The sequence below is a fragment of the Prevotella sp. HCN-7019 genome (genome assembly GCF_037890215.1).
GTDB lineage: Bacteria > Bacteroidota > Bacteroidia > Bacteroidales > Bacteroidaceae > Prevotella.
The window spans coordinates 12372-28071 of the sequence record NZ_JBBKBO010000016.1 but is presented as its reverse complement, the minus strand read 5'-3'; the positions used below and the strand labels follow the sequence as shown (position 1 = coordinate 28071).

General features: G+C 49.3%; 14 protein-coding genes and 1 pseudogene. 7 read left to right on the top strand and 8 right to left on the bottom strand.

The genetic code is table 11. From position 1 onward, the window contains the following. Positions 1–361: 361 nt before the first annotated feature. Together WKT13_RS13005 and WKT13_RS13000 are read left to right on the top strand one after the other, a co-directional pair. A complete protein-coding gene (locus WKT13_RS13005; RefSeq protein ID WP_229100423.1) occupies positions 362–952 on the top strand; it encodes a DUF6088 family protein in 591 nt (196 codons plus the stop codon). Between the two features lie 107 nt (positions 953–1059). Further along, a pseudogene (locus WKT13_RS13000) lies at positions 1060–1656 on the top strand (OmpA family protein); the annotation flags it as partial. Positions 1657–2088: 432 nt separating this feature from the next. On the opposite strand, the gene WKT13_RS12995 reads toward WKT13_RS13000, so the two are convergent. The 7 genes from WKT13_RS12995 to WKT13_RS12965 all read right to left on the bottom strand — a co-directional run bounded on the left by WKT13_RS12995 (position 2089) and on the right by WKT13_RS12965 (position 9304). Further along, the gene (locus WKT13_RS12995; protein ID WP_004328558.1) at positions 2089–2415 is read right to left on the bottom strand and encodes a cupin domain-containing protein; all 327 of its coding nucleotides are present in this window, start codon (positions 2413–2415) and stop codon (positions 2089–2091) included. A gap of 9 nt (positions 2416–2424) precedes the next feature. Next, positions 2425–3135 carry an aromatic aminobenezylarsenical efflux permease ArsG family transporter gene (locus tag WKT13_RS12990; protein ID WP_281809380.1) on the bottom strand — a complete coding sequence of 237 codons (711 nt, stop codon included), beginning with the start codon at positions 3133–3135 and terminating at the stop codon, positions 2425–2427. A gap of 9 nt (positions 3136–3144) precedes the next feature. Further along, positions 3145–3567 carry a nitrophenyl compound nitroreductase subunit ArsF family protein gene (locus WKT13_RS12985; RefSeq protein ID WP_004328560.1) on the bottom strand — a complete coding sequence of 141 codons (423 nt, stop codon included), beginning with the start codon at positions 3565–3567 and terminating at the stop codon, positions 3145–3147. A gap of 21 nt (positions 3568–3588) precedes the next feature. Continuing rightward, positions 3589–3828, bottom strand: coding sequence for an MTH895/ArsE family thioredoxin-like protein (locus WKT13_RS12980; RefSeq protein ID WP_081443362.1), 240 nt, complete (start codon positions 3826–3828; stop codon positions 3589–3591). A 44-nt stretch (positions 3829–3872) separates the two neighbouring features. After that, positions 3873–5477, bottom strand: coding sequence for a DUF6850 family outer membrane beta-barrel protein (locus WKT13_RS12975; protein WP_340324197.1), 1605 nt, complete (start codon positions 5475–5477; stop codon positions 3873–3875). A gap of 132 nt (positions 5478–5609) precedes the next feature. After that, a complete protein-coding gene (locus WKT13_RS12970) occupies positions 5610–8354 on the bottom strand; it encodes a TonB-dependent receptor (RefSeq protein WP_340324196.1) in 2745 nt (914 codons plus the stop codon). Positions 8355–8485: 131 nt separating this feature from the next. Continuing rightward, positions 8486–9304 (bottom strand): DUF4876 domain-containing protein, encoded by an 819-nt coding sequence (locus WKT13_RS12965; protein WP_340324195.1) that lies wholly within the window; start codon positions 9302–9304, stop codon positions 8486–8488. On the opposite strand from WKT13_RS12965, the gene WKT13_RS12960 reads away from it, so the two are divergent. Beyond that, positions 9296–9721 (top strand): hypothetical protein, encoded by a 426-nt coding sequence (locus WKT13_RS12960; RefSeq protein WP_340324194.1) that lies wholly within the window; start codon positions 9296–9298, stop codon positions 9719–9721. The two genes, WKT13_RS12965 and WKT13_RS12960, sit on opposite strands and share 9 nt — an antisense overlap. Before the next feature lie 181 nt (positions 9722–9902). Here the strand turns inward: WKT13_RS12960 and WKT13_RS12955 are convergent, their stop codons facing one another. Next, positions 9903–11066: an IS4 family transposase gene (locus WKT13_RS12955; RefSeq protein ID WP_195559043.1), complete on the bottom strand. Its 1164-nt coding sequence runs from the start codon at positions 11064–11066 to the stop codon at positions 9903–9905. Between the two features lie 366 nt (positions 11067–11432). On the opposite strand from WKT13_RS12955, the gene WKT13_RS12950 reads away from it, so the two are divergent. From WKT13_RS12950 to WKT13_RS12935, 4 genes are all read left to right on the top strand, one after another. Next, positions 11433–12044, top strand: coding sequence for a TetR/AcrR family transcriptional regulator (locus WKT13_RS12950; protein WP_195559044.1), 612 nt, complete (start codon positions 11433–11435; stop codon positions 12042–12044). A gap of 128 nt (positions 12045–12172) precedes the next feature. After that, positions 12173–13057 carry a class I SAM-dependent methyltransferase gene (locus WKT13_RS12945; RefSeq protein WP_229100424.1) on the top strand — a complete coding sequence of 295 codons (885 nt, stop codon included), beginning with the start codon at positions 12173–12175 and terminating at the stop codon, positions 13055–13057. Further along, positions 13054–13752 carry an L-2-amino-thiazoline-4-carboxylic acid hydrolase gene (locus WKT13_RS12940; protein ID WP_195559045.1) on the top strand — a complete coding sequence of 233 codons (699 nt, stop codon included), beginning with the start codon at positions 13054–13056 and terminating at the stop codon, positions 13750–13752. The genes WKT13_RS12945 and WKT13_RS12940 overlap by 4 nt, the downstream gene beginning before the upstream one ends. 135 nt (positions 13753–13887) lie before the next feature. Further along, positions 13888–15693: an ABC transporter ATP-binding protein gene (locus tag WKT13_RS12935; protein ID WP_195559046.1), complete on the top strand. Its 1806-nt coding sequence runs from the start codon at positions 13888–13890 to the stop codon at positions 15691–15693. The last annotated feature ends 7 nt before the right edge of the window (positions 15694–15700 follow it).

Below are 15700 nucleotides of genomic sequence, written 5' to 3'. Positions count from 1 at the left end.
CACACTTGAACCGAGAATGATTATATACTAATCTGATAATCAATTTATATATTAGTCTTTATCTTTTATTTGATACCGTATAGTTCCCATATTCTGTCGGTTTCCCAAAGGTTATTATTATTTTGCTCCACTGTCTAATAAAAGCTCTTCATTTTGAGGTATGGTGTTAATGTTCGCCAAAATGTTGGTTAGAACAACCCATTGGCGAACTATGATAACCCTAACTTAATGTACTCGGTTCATGATCGGGGTATTAAGCCGCAAAGCATTCTATAATGTCCGATTTTCTTTAAGAATTTCGGACATTTTATTGCTACATCAAGAGTAATATCGGATCTTTGCAAGTGGAATCATTGTGGATATGAAGACGATACTGACGAAGGAAATACGAAACATCATAGACCGAAACGGACCGAACAGGCTTTATATGGTGAGTGATTTTGCCCATCTGAATAATGATGGGCTAGTTACTCGTGCGCTTTCCCGATTAGAGAAAGAGGGTGTGCTCATTCGTCTTTCTCAAGGTCTATATTTATATCCATTACGGAATAAATTCGGTGTACTTCGTCCCTCTATAGAAGATATCGCATACGCCATAGCGGAAAAGGATAAGGCTCGTATTATACCTAGTGGATTGACAGCATTGAACAAATTGGGACTTTCCACACAGGTCACGATGAATGCAGTCTATTTGACAGATGCCACAGCAAGGGAACTTACTATCGGGAACCGTAAAATCATATTCAAGCGCAGCGCACCTCGCAATTTTGCCTACAAGACAGACTTGTTTCCACTTATAGTCGCTGCCATGAAAGAATTAGGGAAAGATAACGTGACAGATGAACAGGTTGCAATCATAAAACAAGCCATTGAAAAATATGGTAGTCCTGATGAAATCAAATACGATTACAGCATTGCCCCGCAATGGATTAAACAAAGACTTGCATTATGAATTTTATTAAGCTTACAAAAGAAGAACAACTTACCATTTTGGCTAATGTAGCCGAAGAGAAAGGGATTGTGGAAAAGCCACGCGCTTACGGTCCTATTCTGCAAGAGGACGATGAGCGCGGCAAAGATTACCCCGTGAACAATTATAGCGGGCTGAACTCGCTGCGTGCGCGGATGAAGAACCGGCAGTGGGACGGAACGTCGCCTCTCGGCACGACGGAGGTTCGGTCCGGCGATGGGGCGGTTCCCAAGCGTGTGGGGATCGGTGTTGCGGATTCCTTGTATGGGCGTAACGTCTGGCGTGACTCCCTCGCCGCGGATTCCGCCGCTTTCCTGCCGGCCGGCGGCGAATGTATCGGCGCTCCCGTCTATTTCTTTTTCAGTCTCAATACGACCCGTTTGACAGACCCCTCCCAGTTGGTCAATCTCGACGAACTGGTACGAGTTGCAACGAAATACGGTCTGACGGTGAAGGTTACGGGAGCGGCCGACAGTGCGACCGGAACAGTCGGTATCAACGACGCCCTGAGTGTTTCGAGAGCAGACTATATAGCCTCGGAGCTGAACAAGCGGGGATTACCGTCCGACAGGATCACCAAGACCGGCGAAGGCGGTATTTCCGATTACCTTCCTATGGAAGCCAACCGGCACTCGAAGGTAGAACTGTTCTTCGACAAATTGGAAAAAACGGAGATTCATCCGTAAGCGGATAAAAAAGAGAGTATCGATGAAAAATGCCGATACTCTCTTTTTTAGTAGATGTTGTATTCCGGATTCTTTAAGCAGGATATCAGTTACCCGGTTTGAGATTTTTGTCGTAATCCTAGAAGAATTTTGCCTGTATAGGGGTGTTGTGGACCACTTTCAACTTGCCGCTATTCAGGCTGTGGATTACTTTTCTATCTTCTTCCGTCAACTTGAAATCAAATTGTATAAGAATAAAGCAATGAATTTTAACCTATTTCAGAGCGGGGATTCAAGGCGTTTCTTCTCGAGAGTCTCGGTCCTTCCGGAATTGAAATATATTTTCATCTGTCGATTGCGGGACGGAGTAGCCCCGGCTGTTATTTTGCTGTCTGAATAAATACGCCCTTTTCCTATTCTGCAGGGACAGAAAAAGGGCGCAGGAATAAAGGTTTATCCCTTGATCATAATAAGCAGCATCTTGAATGCCTTCACGGCATGTACCGAATGGGGTACGTTTGCCGGCATGATGAGCATCTGACCCTCCGTAAGACGATAAACGTCCTCTGCGATGTGAATTTCCGCCTCCCCGTCCAGTATCTGACATACGGCATCGAAAGGCGCGGTATGCTCGCTCAGTTGCTGTCCCTCGTCGAACGAGAAAAGCGTGAGGTTACCCGCCCGATTATGGATGAACTCTTGACTTACGATACTGCCTTCGGCATACTCGATTTTTTCCTTGGGCGAAAACGGCCCTTTCATCAATTCCAATTTTTTCATCTCGATACATTAAATGTAATAAATCACAAAATAATAAATTCCTGCCAAAATGAACGCGACCGCAACGATCAGGTTCAACCATTTCTGGAACTGGTTTACCCGGTTGTAGAATCGCCCCAGGCTCGACATGCCGAAGGCCACGATCCAGGCGATGAGCACCACCAGAATTCCCGAGGCCACGGCGAATACAACCGGATAGAGGTAGCCTCCCGGCTCCAGCGCCGCCATCGGCAACAGCATACCGAAATAAAATACGCCGCTGATGGGACAAAAGGCCAGTGCGAACAGCAGCCCCAGCACGAACGCTCCGAAACCGCCCCGCAGACGCTTGCTGCTCTCCGAAGCCCGGAAACCGAACTTGCCGAAAGGGAGCTTACTGCCCAGCAGCAGGAACACCCCATAGACGATCAGCGTCGGAGCGAGAATGTACCCGCCATAGTCGCTGACGAGGCTCTGAACAAAAAACGTGCTGGCCCCTTTCTTCAAAACGGGAATACAGATCAGTCCCAGCACCGTATAGGATACGATGCGCCCCAGAGTATAGAACAGTCCGTTTGCGAACACACGCCTGCCGCCGCTCATATCCCGGCCGATGTATCCGAGGACCATGACGTTGGTCGTGAAAGTACAGGGACTCACCGATGTCAGTATACCCAGCAGGAACGCCGTGAGAACCGGCAGATTGCAACTATCGAGTAAAGAATTTACGAATTGCTCCATCGCACGGGCTTATTCTTTCAACAACTTCCCGATATCTTCGGCCAACTGCTTGCGGAACTTTTCGGTATTCGTCCGTGCATTTTCGATGGCGAACTTGGAAATGTTACGGACCGTTTCCTTATCACCGGCGTCGTGACGGATCAGCAACAGCGAAGTCCAGGCTATCTCATATTTCTTGGCTTCGTCCTTGCCTTCAGGTTTCGAAAAATCCACGACCCGGTAAGAGACGTTCTTCCCGTCGGCGGCAAGTTCCTCCGCCACCTCCTGCGAATTTTTCTTGATAGCCTGACAGGTCTGGCACTGTTTCACTCCATGGAACACGACGACCTCTACGGCCGGTTTGTCGTGCTTCGCCTCGTTTTGAGCCCGGACAACTCCGTTGCCGAACATGAGGGCTGCCAGAAGAGGCAGCATGATTTTTACGGTTTTCATCTTTCGTCTTCTTTTAATTGGTTATCGATACTTTTTCAATATTTCCTTGATTTCGTCCACCGACAGGTCGCGGCCGAAGGATACGGCCTTTTCGTCGATGATGAGCGCCGGCATCTGCAGCACCTCGTACTGCAATGCCTTCGTGATGTCGTGAATGAACTCCACCTCCAGATCCAACCCCAGTTCGTCGACTGCGATCCGGGCGTTGTCGTACATCTGGCTGCATGAAGAGCATCCTCCTCCCAATACTTTTATTTCCATTTCTTCCGTGTTTATGTGTATGAATTGAATTTGATGGTTTTCTGTTAAAAAACGGTGAACAGCGACACCCGGAACCAGACCGAGTCGTGCCGGTCCGGCGTCCGGCTGATCGTATGCTGCGACGTCGATGGTACGGCCTGCTCGTAGCGGGAAAGATCGTAGACGGCCTCCGGAATACGGTTGCCCCGTCCGCAAAGCATCTGCCCCCGCAGACCGAACGTTCCGAACCGGAAATGCCTTGCCACGGTCAGTTCCGCCGTATACAGCTCCGCCGTATGGGCATAGTAGGCATAAGTCGTGAACGCATGCTGGAATTCCGTGTTTTTTTCCAGGTCGACTCCGACCTCATAGCGGCTCTCGGGAACTGTCCGGTGGCTCCAGCAGCCGTGCAACTCCACATCGAACTTCTCCCCGGAATACCGGGCTCCGATTCCGAGGGAGGGGGTCAGCAACACGTTGCGGATCAGGTAATCGTGGCCCTTGTAGGTCTCCTCGCGCATCATATAGCCGACGCCTCCGAGCAGCGACACGGTATAGTGCCGTCCCAGAAAACGGGAAACCTTGAGTTCCGCACTTCCGTCCAGACGCTTCATCCCATAGCGGTTCTGTTCTCCGATCTTGCGGAAATCGTACACGTCCACACCGTCCTGAGACGACGAAATATAACGTTCGAAGATATTTTCCGTTCCCTTTTTATCCTCATAAGCGGCCTTCACCAAAAATTCCGCTCCCCACCGACGGTCATTCCACAATATGCCCAGATCGGCATCGAAAGTATTGGCCGGAGCCCGGTAGAGATTCACCTTATAATTGTTCTCTTCCGTCTTCATCGTTTCACGGCCGTATCCCAGCAACAGATTCAGGCGCAACGCCCGCGAAGGATCGGAATTGAACGTCAGATTCACGCCGTAAGCGTTGATATGCTGCCGTTGTTCCATAGAATTGAAAATCGGGCTGAAAATGTAGTCGAACATACCGAACCCGTATTCGATGAAGAAACCGGCGAACTGTCCGGTCCGGAAGTGTTTGACATCCGCATGCTGGCGATGGTGCATGAATTCCGCGTTCAGGGCTATGACATGGCGGCGGAATGTATAGGCGGCACCGGCCTTGAGCGTAAGCCACGTGGAGATATCCTCGATACGGGGATCGTTCTGGCGGAATGCGAAATCGCCCGTATATTCCCCCGACACGCCCAGATCGAACCGCCCGAGCCGGAACGAGTACCCGCACATCAGATTGTACTTTTCGTAACGGAAGTCGCCGCCTGTCGAATCGGAAACGATGTAAGGCCAGTACAGTTCGGGATTGCGCAGCGCGCTCCAACCCACATTGTCGTTCCCTCCTGCCGTAAATCCGATCCGGGCGAAGAACGTTGCCCGGTCGCCCTGCTTGTATCCGTCCGCCCGGACAGAAAAATCGCGGAACTCCTGCCCCTCGTAAGGCAGATAATCCCCTTCCTGTCGTCCGGAAGCCCCGTCCGCAGCGATGAAGATCGTACCGGGCTTCTCTCTGACGAACCCGGGATTTTCGGCCGAAAAGTAGCGCCGCTCGCCGACCATGCGGTGTATCAGGGCCGGATTTCTCAGATAAGCGTCCCGCATGTCCGTCCCGGGCCGCAACGAACGGTTCTCGAACTCGGTCTGCAACGGGGAATGCGACGCCGTCGAGGTCAGCCTCTCCTGACCTCTGACGGGAGGAACGCTACACAGGCTGCACAGGAGCGCAGCGACGATTCCCGGTGTGAAATATGTGTGTCTTAAAGGCATCCTCAGTGTATATTAAAAACTGAATGTCATCTCGGCCCCGAAGAACGATTTCTGCCATACGCGCACGTTCTGGTTGTAGCGGTTCTTATACAGGGGATTGATGTCCAGAATATTGTTCACGAAAAACGAGGCGCGTATCATCCGGCTGAACTCTTTGGTCACCTTGAAATTAACCGTCAGCGATACGGGCAGCGTTTCGCTGAAATCCTCCTTGTAGATATGATAGTGCCGCCACACCGTATGTCCGTCCTTAATCGATTGCAGTATCCGGTCGTCCACGGTATGCAGCCGACCGTCCGTATCGAAATAGGCGGAAGGGTATTCATCTCCGTTGATACGCATCTCTTCATTCAGCCAGATGAACTGGAAGAAGGTAGTGAAAATCATTTTATAGCGCGGAATATTCGTGTTGAACCAAAGGTTCGTATTGAAAATCCGCTGGCGGGTGATATCCTGACGCCGGTAAATTCCCACGTACGGTTGCGGACGGTCGTCGTCCCTGAAGGCAGGATGGTACTGCAACGGAGCGCCCGAAGAGTAACGCGTATCATAATATGCGCCGTTGATCTCCACCGTCGTGGACAGAGGGATGATCTTCGGGAAGCGCAGCAGGTACTCCAGACCTTTTTTCTCGACCTTCATGCTGTTGCGTACGATGTCCATATCCACGAACGTGGCATACGGGTCCGCCACATAATCCTCCTTTTCCGGCCGGCGGCCGACGATCGGCTGCCCGTCGATCGGGTCGACATAACGTGTATAGCGGACGGGAGAATACTCGGCGACGCTTTCGAATCCCCGGTCGGAGTGCTCCTTGAAAAAAGTCAGGGACAGGGAGTAGCCTTCGTATTCCACATCCCATCCCGCTTCGTATTTCGTATTCCGGTTCGGACGCAGGCTATTGTTCGTGACATCGTAGATTTTCGTATAGGTGATCAGATGGTTGAACGGATCGTCCTGCTTGGTATAAGCGTTCAACACGATCATATCTTTGTAGACCCTGTCCGGGTAGATGTAATCGAGCGTAGGCAGCTTGTTCTCCTGTCCGAACCCGAAGCGGAACATATTGCGTAACGATTTGCCGCCGGCAAGATCGATATTGAACGACAACGCCGCATTGATACGGGGTTCGACCTGCAACTTTCTCAATTCGGTATATTTCGTGTCTAAATTGAACATCTGCGTAAACCGGACCCCGGCGTTCAGCTCGAAATCGAACCAGCGGTTCGAATGCTTCAGTTGTTCTTCCGCATAGGCTGCGCCGACCGACAGTGCGGGAATGCTTCGGTTGGGCACCGGACGCACGTATTCGTTGTTCCCCGGATAGGGCGGCCGGGTCATGTCGACCATAACGCCCTCCCCATAGTTCTTGGTCCGCTTCCATGAAAGACCGTATATCACCTTGTGGCGGAAAGAACGCGTCTCGAAAAGAGATTCGGCATTCAGTTGCGTAAGCAGCGACAACGGCTTGTTCTCGATCTGGAAGGGACTGTAATAGGTAGAAGGAAGGTATATGCCCTCCGATTCGCCCTCCTCTGTCGCCAGCGGGGACGGAAGCGGCGTCCCGGTCTGCACGAGGCGATTGCGGTCTATCAGGTCGTAGGTATAGTCCGCCGAAGCGATGAACTCGACATTATCGACGATCTTCCCCAGATCGTACATTTGCGCCTTGAATGAAGCGCCGGTCCTCGAATACTTGTTTCGGAACGACTCGTTGTAATCCTGCGTCAGCTCGTCCTCCTTAGCCTGGTTCAGCGTATAGACCTCGGACAGTTTGAAAAAGAGGAATAGCGTCTTGTCCCCCACATCGACGGAATTGTTATAGGTGACCTGGCCCGTCAGGCGGCTGTATTTGCTCATAGGGTCGCGGCGGTCGTCGTAAACCGAAGTATAGTCGATTCCGGTATGCAGATAACCCATCTTCGGCGAAATGCGGAACCCCTTGCCCAGATAGATCAGCTTGGTAAGCGGATCGACCTTCATGCGAAGCTGTGCGGGAGTAATGCCTATCTTCGAGGTCGTCTGAATGACGCCCGACGAGAGGTTTCCCAGTTTGGCCGAGGAAATGCCCTTGACGATCTCTATTTTGCGGATATGGTCGGTCGAAAGCGTTTTCAGATCGATGCCCCTGTTCATGCCGAGCCGGTCGCTGTATTCGTCGGTAGACAACCCCGGGATAGAAGCCCGAAAGCCGTCGTTATCCTGAGGGATGCCGTCCATGACGACTGCCATACCCAGCGACGTATTGTCGTCGCTGCCCGACTGACGCAGCGATATGCGGTTGAAACCGGTGGCACTCGACTCCCGGAACAATCCGCCCGGGATCAACGACAGCACGTCGGCTACCGACGTGGGCTGGATATGCTCCAACGCCTGTTGGTTGATGACGGCCGTAGAGCCTTGGTTTTTCTTATAATCCGCCATGACGACCACCTCCGCGAGCTCGTACGATTGTTCTTCGAGTACGATCACCAAGGGTTCCGGGCTACCGGCCTTCACCTTGACCTCCTTGTCGACATGGTTCAGGTACGAAACATTCAACGTATATTCCGTTCCCTTCGTTCCCGTAAACCGAAACTTTCCCTCGAGGTCCGTCGAGACTCCCGTTCCGAGTTCGGCGATGAACATCGTGGCGAAACTCAGCGGCTTGCCGTCCGAGTCCCGGACGACACCCTCCACAGTGGCTTTATCCGTCTGCGCGAAGAGTGCGGAGCATAGACCCGATATAAAAAAGGCTATGAATATCAGTTTCTTCATTTATCCCCTCGTCATTCCATTCCGGTCTCCGTATACGGACCTGCCCCGTTATCTGGGACCGGAATTACAGAATTGTCAGAGCACCCCCGGGAGTTTCCCGGACGAGCCCTGACAAATCCATTCTCCGGTGATTATTCGTTTCTCCAGCCTTCCGGGTAACCCTTGAAGTCGCTGCGGTGTTCGATCTTCACATCCACGCTCGAATCGTTGGTATCCTGGAACTTCCCGTCGGTACCTTTCACGCGGTACATGAACGTGTTGTGGTGACAGCCTTCGATCGTAGCCTGGACATAGCTTTTGTCGACGGTCACAGGCAGCGACTTGGAAGTGTAATTACCCCAGTAAGGAGTGGTTGCAGAGGTCGTTTCGATGGCATCCACGATCAGGTTCGTAGGAACCTTGTAACCCTGATATTCCTGAATGGCGGCATCCTTTTTCGGACGGTCGTTGTAGGTAAACCCGTTCTGGCTCTTGAACGAACTCCACTCGATACCGCTGGCGTCGAACAGGAACAGCGGACGGATACCATAAGGATGCATCCATGCCGTGACGCCGCCCGGCATGCTGTTGGCGACTTTCGTCAGGTTGGGAACTTTCGGATTGTCCACGGCCGAACCGGACATGGCTGCGTCGTTATCGGCGAGTTCGAAATCGGCACCCGAAAGGTCGACCGGAATGCCGGTGTCTTTCTCCGGATTGGGCGTGTAGCTTTCCGTGTGGTTCTGCGCCTGCGAAGCGATGACGTAAACTTCGCCCGGTGCGAGTGTATAATTCTGTCCGGCCGGTATCTGGTAAATATTGGCAGCCACCACGTAATCCGGCAGAAGCGAGGTCAGGTCCGAGCATGGCAGCGTATTCATATTCGAAGCCTGTGCGAGTGCCAGTCCGCTGACGTTGATCTCACGGTCCGAATTGTTCGCAATGACGATATACTGGTCGGGGTGCATCATCGTGCCGCCGTAGGTGCCGCCGTTATAGAACAGCTCGGAAAGAACGATGCCGTCCATATTGCCCGTATAGTGTACCGAGAGGTTTTCCACGTCGACGCTTACCGTGGTACTTTGGCCGTATTGCGCCATACCCGTCGTACCGAAATATTCCTTGCCGTTTTCCTTGCCCCGGATCTCGATTCCGTAACTGCCGATATCGAGGTTGAATGTCGCGGAACCGGAGGCATCCAGAGATTCCGTCATGGTCTTCCCGTCACGCTCCGAGGATACGGTTACGGTGAACTGAGAATAGTCCGAAACCTTGTCCTCCGTAGTCGGAGCGACAGCCTGAACCTTCAGGTCGATCTTCCCGGACGGTCCGTCATCATCCTTGCTGCAAGAGGCGAAGGCCAGCAGGGTTGCGGCCACCGTCATTAGTTTGATTGTAAAATGTTTCATATTTTAACGATTATATTTGAAAAGGTTAAACGGTCGGAAAATAAGATTAGGTGTTTTTTATTCGACTGCAAATTTACAGCAATCTCCCCCCCCCTCGCAATCCCCACATTTTGGTATTTTGGATCATTAGCGTCCCGTTAAAATGGGACGAGTTAAACAATTAATCAAAAAGCCCCGGAATCAGGGGATCATTTAGATCTTTGACATCATTGAAATTAGTCTTGTCGAACAGGTCACGCAAGTGGTTTTTATCTGTCAATGATATGCTGAGAATTTGCAAAACTTCATAGGTTGAACGTTTCAACTTCATATCATGTTGGACAATAGCCACAAGACAGTACGTGATAATAGCGACACTGATTTGTATGCGAACAGCGTTCTCTGTTGTGCCCCAGAATTTCTTTATCTTGAGATGCTGCTTGAGCCATTTGAAGAACAGCTCGATTAACCATCTTTTCTTATAAAGATCGGCGACATCCAGTGCAGAAAGTTGTTTTGCATTCGTCAAAAAAGTGAACTCACGGTCATCTTCTTCATCGTAATATCGGACGAGTCTGAATGACTCAGGATATTTTTTCTCGGAGAGATATCCGGTCAGTTTCACTTCCGCATCTGTCATTATGTTCTTTGGCATTCTTCGCTTCCATCTGACTGTCTTATACTTTAAGTTCGTCTTGGCTCTGACAACAAAGAAAGAGTCTGTAAGATGTATCCTATAGAGTTCTTTAAAGGAGTCATAAGCCCTGTCGAATATATAATAAGCATTTGGTTCATAATGGATTGAAGACATTGCTGTGGAATCATGCTTTGATGCAGTAGTTACAGTATAGAAGGCAGGAACTTGTGCTTCAATGTCGTATAAGACATGAGCTTTCACCCCTCCTTTCTTGCTTCGGAACTTTGCCCATGGGAATGTTGCAAGACACAACGGAATCGTTGTTGAATCAAACGCATATTTCTTTCCGGAAATGTCAAGGATGTTGGTCGTCCGCTTCTCGCAGGCTTCCTTCATCATATAGAATGCAAAGTCTTCGAAGATTCTGTAATCACGGTTCTGGTTGGCTGTCGCAAGAGTTGTCTTGGCTATCGGTTCACGACCTAAACCAAGATGATATTGCTTGGCCCTATGCGCCTCGAAAGCAACGATTAAGTCTCGCAGGCTCTCACGGTTACTCAGTTGCCCAAACATCATTGCAAGCATCTGATTCCAGCAAGTGAAATGTTTCACATATCTGTTGCCATCATACTTGCGAACATAGTTGTTGAACTGAGTCCTGTTCAGAAAAGCGGTTAATTGAGAGAATACGTATTTGTCTTGGAACATAGCAGCCATTTGTATTAGACTGCAATGTTGCAAAATCAAGTCCGTTTCATTTCAAAAAACCGTGTAATTGACTATATTTCAATAATTTCAAAGAACTATTTATCCACTTTTACGGGACAGTAATGTGATTAATTGTTTAACTCGTCCCATTTTAACGGGACGCTAATGTATAATAGTATTAAAGTAGTCAAATTCTACATATACACTAATTTGTTATACATATGTACTATAATATTTTTAAATAACACTCCTTGTTACAAAAATACATATATCTAAGCATTGAAATTCCCTAAAAATAGGTATTGCCCGACAATTTCAAGCCTTATACCTTTACAAAAAATTAAAAACAGACATTGTTCGTTATAAATGCAAGTGCTGAAAGAGGACATAAGGGGTCGGATATTGACGATTGCCAGACAGCAATTCGAGAAGAAAGGCTATTCTAAGACTTCCATGCGTGAAGTGGCGGAATTGGCTGGAGTTGGTGTCGGAAACATCTACAACTACTTCACGAACAAAGATGAATTGTTCCATGAAGTTGTCCGTCCTGTCTTGTGCGCTTTGGAAGCCATGCTGCAAGAACACCACGGCATACGGGGCGAAGATATTATGATGATGCGGTCGGAAAAATACCTGAAATCCTGCATTGACGAATATGTTTCGTTGATTGACAAACACTGTTCGCTAATGGAAATACTGTTGTTCCGTGCGCAAGGTTCTTCATTGGAACGCTTCCGTGAGAATTATACCGACCGTTCCACGGAATTGGTTAAGGCGTGGTTCGCGTCCATGCAGCGGAAATATCCCGAAATCAATACGGCTGTGTCCGATTTTATCATTCATTTGCATACGGTATGGATGTTCACGATGTTCGAGGAGCTATTGATGCATTCCGTACCCCGGCAAGAGATGGAGGCTATTTTGCACGATTATATCCTGTTTGAAATCCAAGGTTGGAGGGCTATTATCAAGATATGAGATACAGACAACGTACATACGAACATTCAACCGCATCAGAACGGTTGGCAAGGAGGAAATCTTCACGGAGGTTTCCTCCTTTTTTATGAACAATTCTGAATATCGTTCACTATTAAATATCCCAAAATATGAAACAGAAATACGAGTTTAAGAGCATTGTAGCGGAAACATTGCTTATTCCGCTATACATGAGAGCCAAAGAAAGCCGCCGGAATAATCCCATTCTATATGACAAGGCTGCGGAATGGCTGGCGGACAGTTTGGAATACGATTATTCCCAGTTCGACGGGGCAAAGTTGAGCGAAGTGGGATGCGTGGTGCGTGGATGGTATTTTGACTGCGCTGTGCGCCGATTTATTAAAGCACATTCGCATCCGGTCGTGGTCAATGTAGGATGTGGACTGGATACCCGTTTCCAGCGTATCGGAAGTCAGAAAGCAGTCTTTTATGATTTGGATTTGCCTGAGGTCATTGCTCTACGCCGGGAATTGATACCCGAACAGCCGGACAATGTCTATATTGAAGCGTCTTTGTTGGAGACCGACTGGATGGATGACCTGCGCCGGAAGCACCCCGAAGCAGAATTTATCTTCATCGTGGAGGGGGTACTGATGTACTTCTACGAGAAGCAAGTAAAATCCTTCCTGCATCACGTGGCAAACCGTTTCGGGGGAGGTGAATTGTGGTTTGACGTGTGCGGCACGATAATGAGCCGACATGGTGTGAAGCCCGATTCGCTCCGCAAACACGAGGCTCAAATCCGTTCCGGCATAAGCAACGGGCATGTGGTGGAACAATGGGAACCGTCTTTAAAGCTCATTGAACAGGCTAACTATATGAAGTTCTTCCGTTCACGCTGGGGATTTTTCTTCGGACAGATATTGGGGCGGATCCCGTGGCTGTGTTATAAGTTCAGCTCGCTGCTGGGATATCGTATCGTTCAGGAAAAGAACGGCATTGATGTGGTTGGATCAGGTTTCCGTGATACGACGATAACATTTCTTGAAAGATGAAAGAGACGACGATTAGGCCATTCCTTCCGATGTTGGAACGGTTTGAAGGATTTTTCAGGGAAGAACTGTCATCTCGTTTATCGAAGGAGACCTTGGAATCCGTGATGAAAAAAGCCATTGATGATTTCCGTCACGTATCCGCTATTATCCCGGATGTCCCGGCGACATCGCCATGGGTGAAGAATATCATCGGCATAGCTTATGAGATTGGTCTGTGGAAAGAGCTGTCATCCAGGGGGTGGAGTTTGACGGAACTTTCCATTGTTACGCAGAAAGCATTGGGAAAGCTTACGTTATCAAGTGTCCCTCCGGGGAAAATACCGGAAATACGCGATATGTTATGTTCGCCCGATTATGTGCGGCGTATCGCTTCCGCTTCTCGTGTTTCTTCGGAGGACGATTGGCTGTTCGATTGCGTGATGCCGGATGAAAACGACACGTTCGATGTAGGTATGGACATAATCCGGTGTCCGGTTGCCAAGCTTTGTTCTGTTTTGGGTGTCAAGCGTTTTTTCCCTTATTTATGCGTGAACGATTATATCTCACATGACATACTTGGTGTCCGGCTGACAAGAACCCAAACATTGTCTCATGCGGCTCCATGCTGTGATTTCCGGCTGACCAGAAAAGAAAAGGGCGAGGGAACTGTTATAGTCCGTCCGGAGCTGTTACGGGAATTTGCCAACAACGAATAGAGAACCGGACAATATTTAGCGTGAAGCGTGGGAGTCGAATATGCCCGATGGTCTTTGTGACCATGAAAGCAGCGTTTTTATTCCACGCTTTGCCATCCGATACTTTACGTGAATATATAACCGATTAATATATAAATGAAAACGAAAGCGAAGAAGAAAGAAGGTTTGTCCCGTCTGTTCGAGATAGCGGGACAAAGGAAAGGTCTGCTTATATTAGCAGGTCTGCTGTCGGCTGGCAGCGCGGTGTGTATGCTTGTGCCTTATTGGGCAGTTTATGAAATTTTGAAAGAGTTGCTGTCGAATGGCTCCAATCTTTCCGCTTTGGACGGAACGGACATGATGCGTTGGGGATGGATTGCATTTGGAGGGCTTGTTGGCGGATTGATATTGCTCTATGCCGCCCTGATGTCCTCACATGTGGCTGCATTCCGTATCTTGTATGGGTTGCGTGTCCGTCTGTCTGAACATATCGGCAAACTGCCTTTGGGATATTTGAACAATACCTCTACGGGAGCCATCAAGAAAACAATGGACCAGAATATCGAGAAAATAGAGGGCTTCATCGCCCATACCATTCCGGATTTGGTCAATGTAGTGGCTACGGTGGCGGTCATGCTGGTCATCTTTTTCTCGCTGGATGTGTGGCTGACAGTCGTGTGCCTGGCCGTTGTGGTGCTTAGCTTATTCCTGCAATTTTCCAATTTCATGGGAAAAAGGGCAAGGGAGTTCATGGGTATCTACTACGATGCACAGGAAAAAATGAGCGCATCAGCTGTGCAGTATGTACGGGGAATGCCCGTCGTCAAGATATTCGGGCAAAGCGTCCGTTCGTTCCGTCAGTTCAATGCCGAGATTCAGGCATACAAGACATTCGCCTTGAAATGCTGTGACACCTACCAGAACGGGATGATTGCCTTTACCGTCCTGCTCAATTCTATGGTAACGTTTATTCTTCCTATGGGCATCTTGCTGATGCAAGCCAGTCCGCAATCCTTGTCATTGGCGGTAGTATGGCTGTTCTTCATTATCATGGGACCGGGTATGGCTTCCCCCGTTTATAAACTGACATTCTTGGGAGGTAATACGCGCGACATCGATGAAGGTGTAAACCGTATCGACCGCATACTTGAAAAGAAACCTGTGCCGGAGCCGGTACATCCGCAAGTGCCTGCCGCTTACGATGTGGAATTTCGCCATGTGTCATTCTCCTACGAGAACACAGAACAGGGAACACGGACGGAAGCCCTGCGTGATGTCAGCTTCATTGCACCACAAGGAAAGATAACCGCCCTTGTCGGTCCGTCAGGAAGCGGCAAATCAACGATTGCCAACCTGATACCTCGGTTCTGGGATGTGGAGCAAGGGAAAATATGTATAGGTGGTGCGGATATTCGCCAAATAGCTACCGCAAAACTGATGGATATGGTTTCATTCGTCTTTCAAGACACTTTCCTTTTTTACGACACTCTTTATGAGAACATCGCCGTAGGCTCTCCTGATGCCACGAAAGAAAAGGTGATAGCCGCTGCGAAAGCTGCCCAATGCCACGATTTCATAGAGCGTTTGCCGCAAGGCTACGAAACAAGGATAGGCGATAAAGGTGTATTCCTGTCCGGCGGTGAAGCCCAACGGATATGTGTGGCTCGTGCCATATTGAAGAATGCTCCGATACTGGTGTTGGACGAAGCGACAGCTTTCGCCGACCCTGAAAACGAGCATAAAATGCAGATGGCTTTGCAGTCACTGATAAAGGACAAGACGGTCATCGTGATTGCCCATCGCCTTTCTTCCATTATTTCTGCGCATCAGATTGTCGTCATGAAAGAGGGGCGTATCGTGCAGTGCGGAAAGCATGAACAACTGTCCGTTACAGAGGGTGTATATAAGAATATGTGGGATGCCTATACGAGCGCATACCATTGGACGTTGAACAAAAACTAAAAGCAAT

What these genes read in the sequence shown, in the direction of transcription:
- WKT13_RS12970 (WP_340324196.1), bottom strand. Translation starts at nt 8,354, where the DNA reads ATGAAGAAACTGATATTCATAGCCTTTTTTATATCGGGTCTATGCTCC.
- WKT13_RS12980 (WP_081443362.1), bottom strand. Translation starts at nt 3,828, where the DNA reads ATGGAAATAAAAGTATTGGGAGGAGGATGCTCTTCATGCAGCCAGATG.
- WKT13_RS12995 (WP_004328558.1), bottom strand. Translation starts at nt 2,415, where the DNA reads ATGAAAAAATTGGAATTGATGAAAGGGCCGTTTTCGCCCAAGGAAAAA.
- WKT13_RS12990 (WP_281809380.1), bottom strand. Translation starts at nt 3,135, where the DNA reads ATGGAGCAATTCGTAAATTCTTTACTCGATAGTTGCAATCTGCCGGTT.
- WKT13_RS13005 (WP_229100423.1), top strand. Translation starts at nt 362, where the DNA reads ATGAAGACGATACTGACGAAGGAAATACGAAACATCATAGACCGAAAC.
- WKT13_RS12950 (WP_195559044.1), top strand. Translation starts at nt 11,433, where the DNA reads ATGCAAGTGCTGAAAGAGGACATAAGGGGTCGGATATTGACGATTGCC.
- WKT13_RS12985 (WP_004328560.1), bottom strand. Translation starts at nt 3,567, where the DNA reads ATGAAAACCGTAAAAATCATGCTGCCTCTTCTGGCAGCCCTCATGTTC.
- WKT13_RS12935 (WP_195559046.1), top strand. Translation starts at nt 13,888, where the DNA reads ATGAAAACGAAAGCGAAGAAGAAAGAAGGTTTGTCCCGTCTGTTCGAG.
- WKT13_RS12945 (WP_229100424.1), top strand. Translation starts at nt 12,173, where the DNA reads ATGAAACAGAAATACGAGTTTAAGAGCATTGTAGCGGAAACATTGCTT.
- WKT13_RS12955 (WP_195559043.1), bottom strand. Translation starts at nt 11,066, where the DNA reads ATGTTCCAAGACAAATACGTATTCTCTCAATTAACCGCTTTTCTGAAC.
- WKT13_RS12965 (WP_340324195.1), bottom strand. Translation starts at nt 9,304, where the DNA reads ATGATGCACCCCGACCAGTATATCGTCATTGCGAACAATTCGGACCGT.
- WKT13_RS12940 (WP_195559045.1), top strand. Translation starts at nt 13,054, where the DNA reads ATGAAAGAGACGACGATTAGGCCATTCCTTCCGATGTTGGAACGGTTT.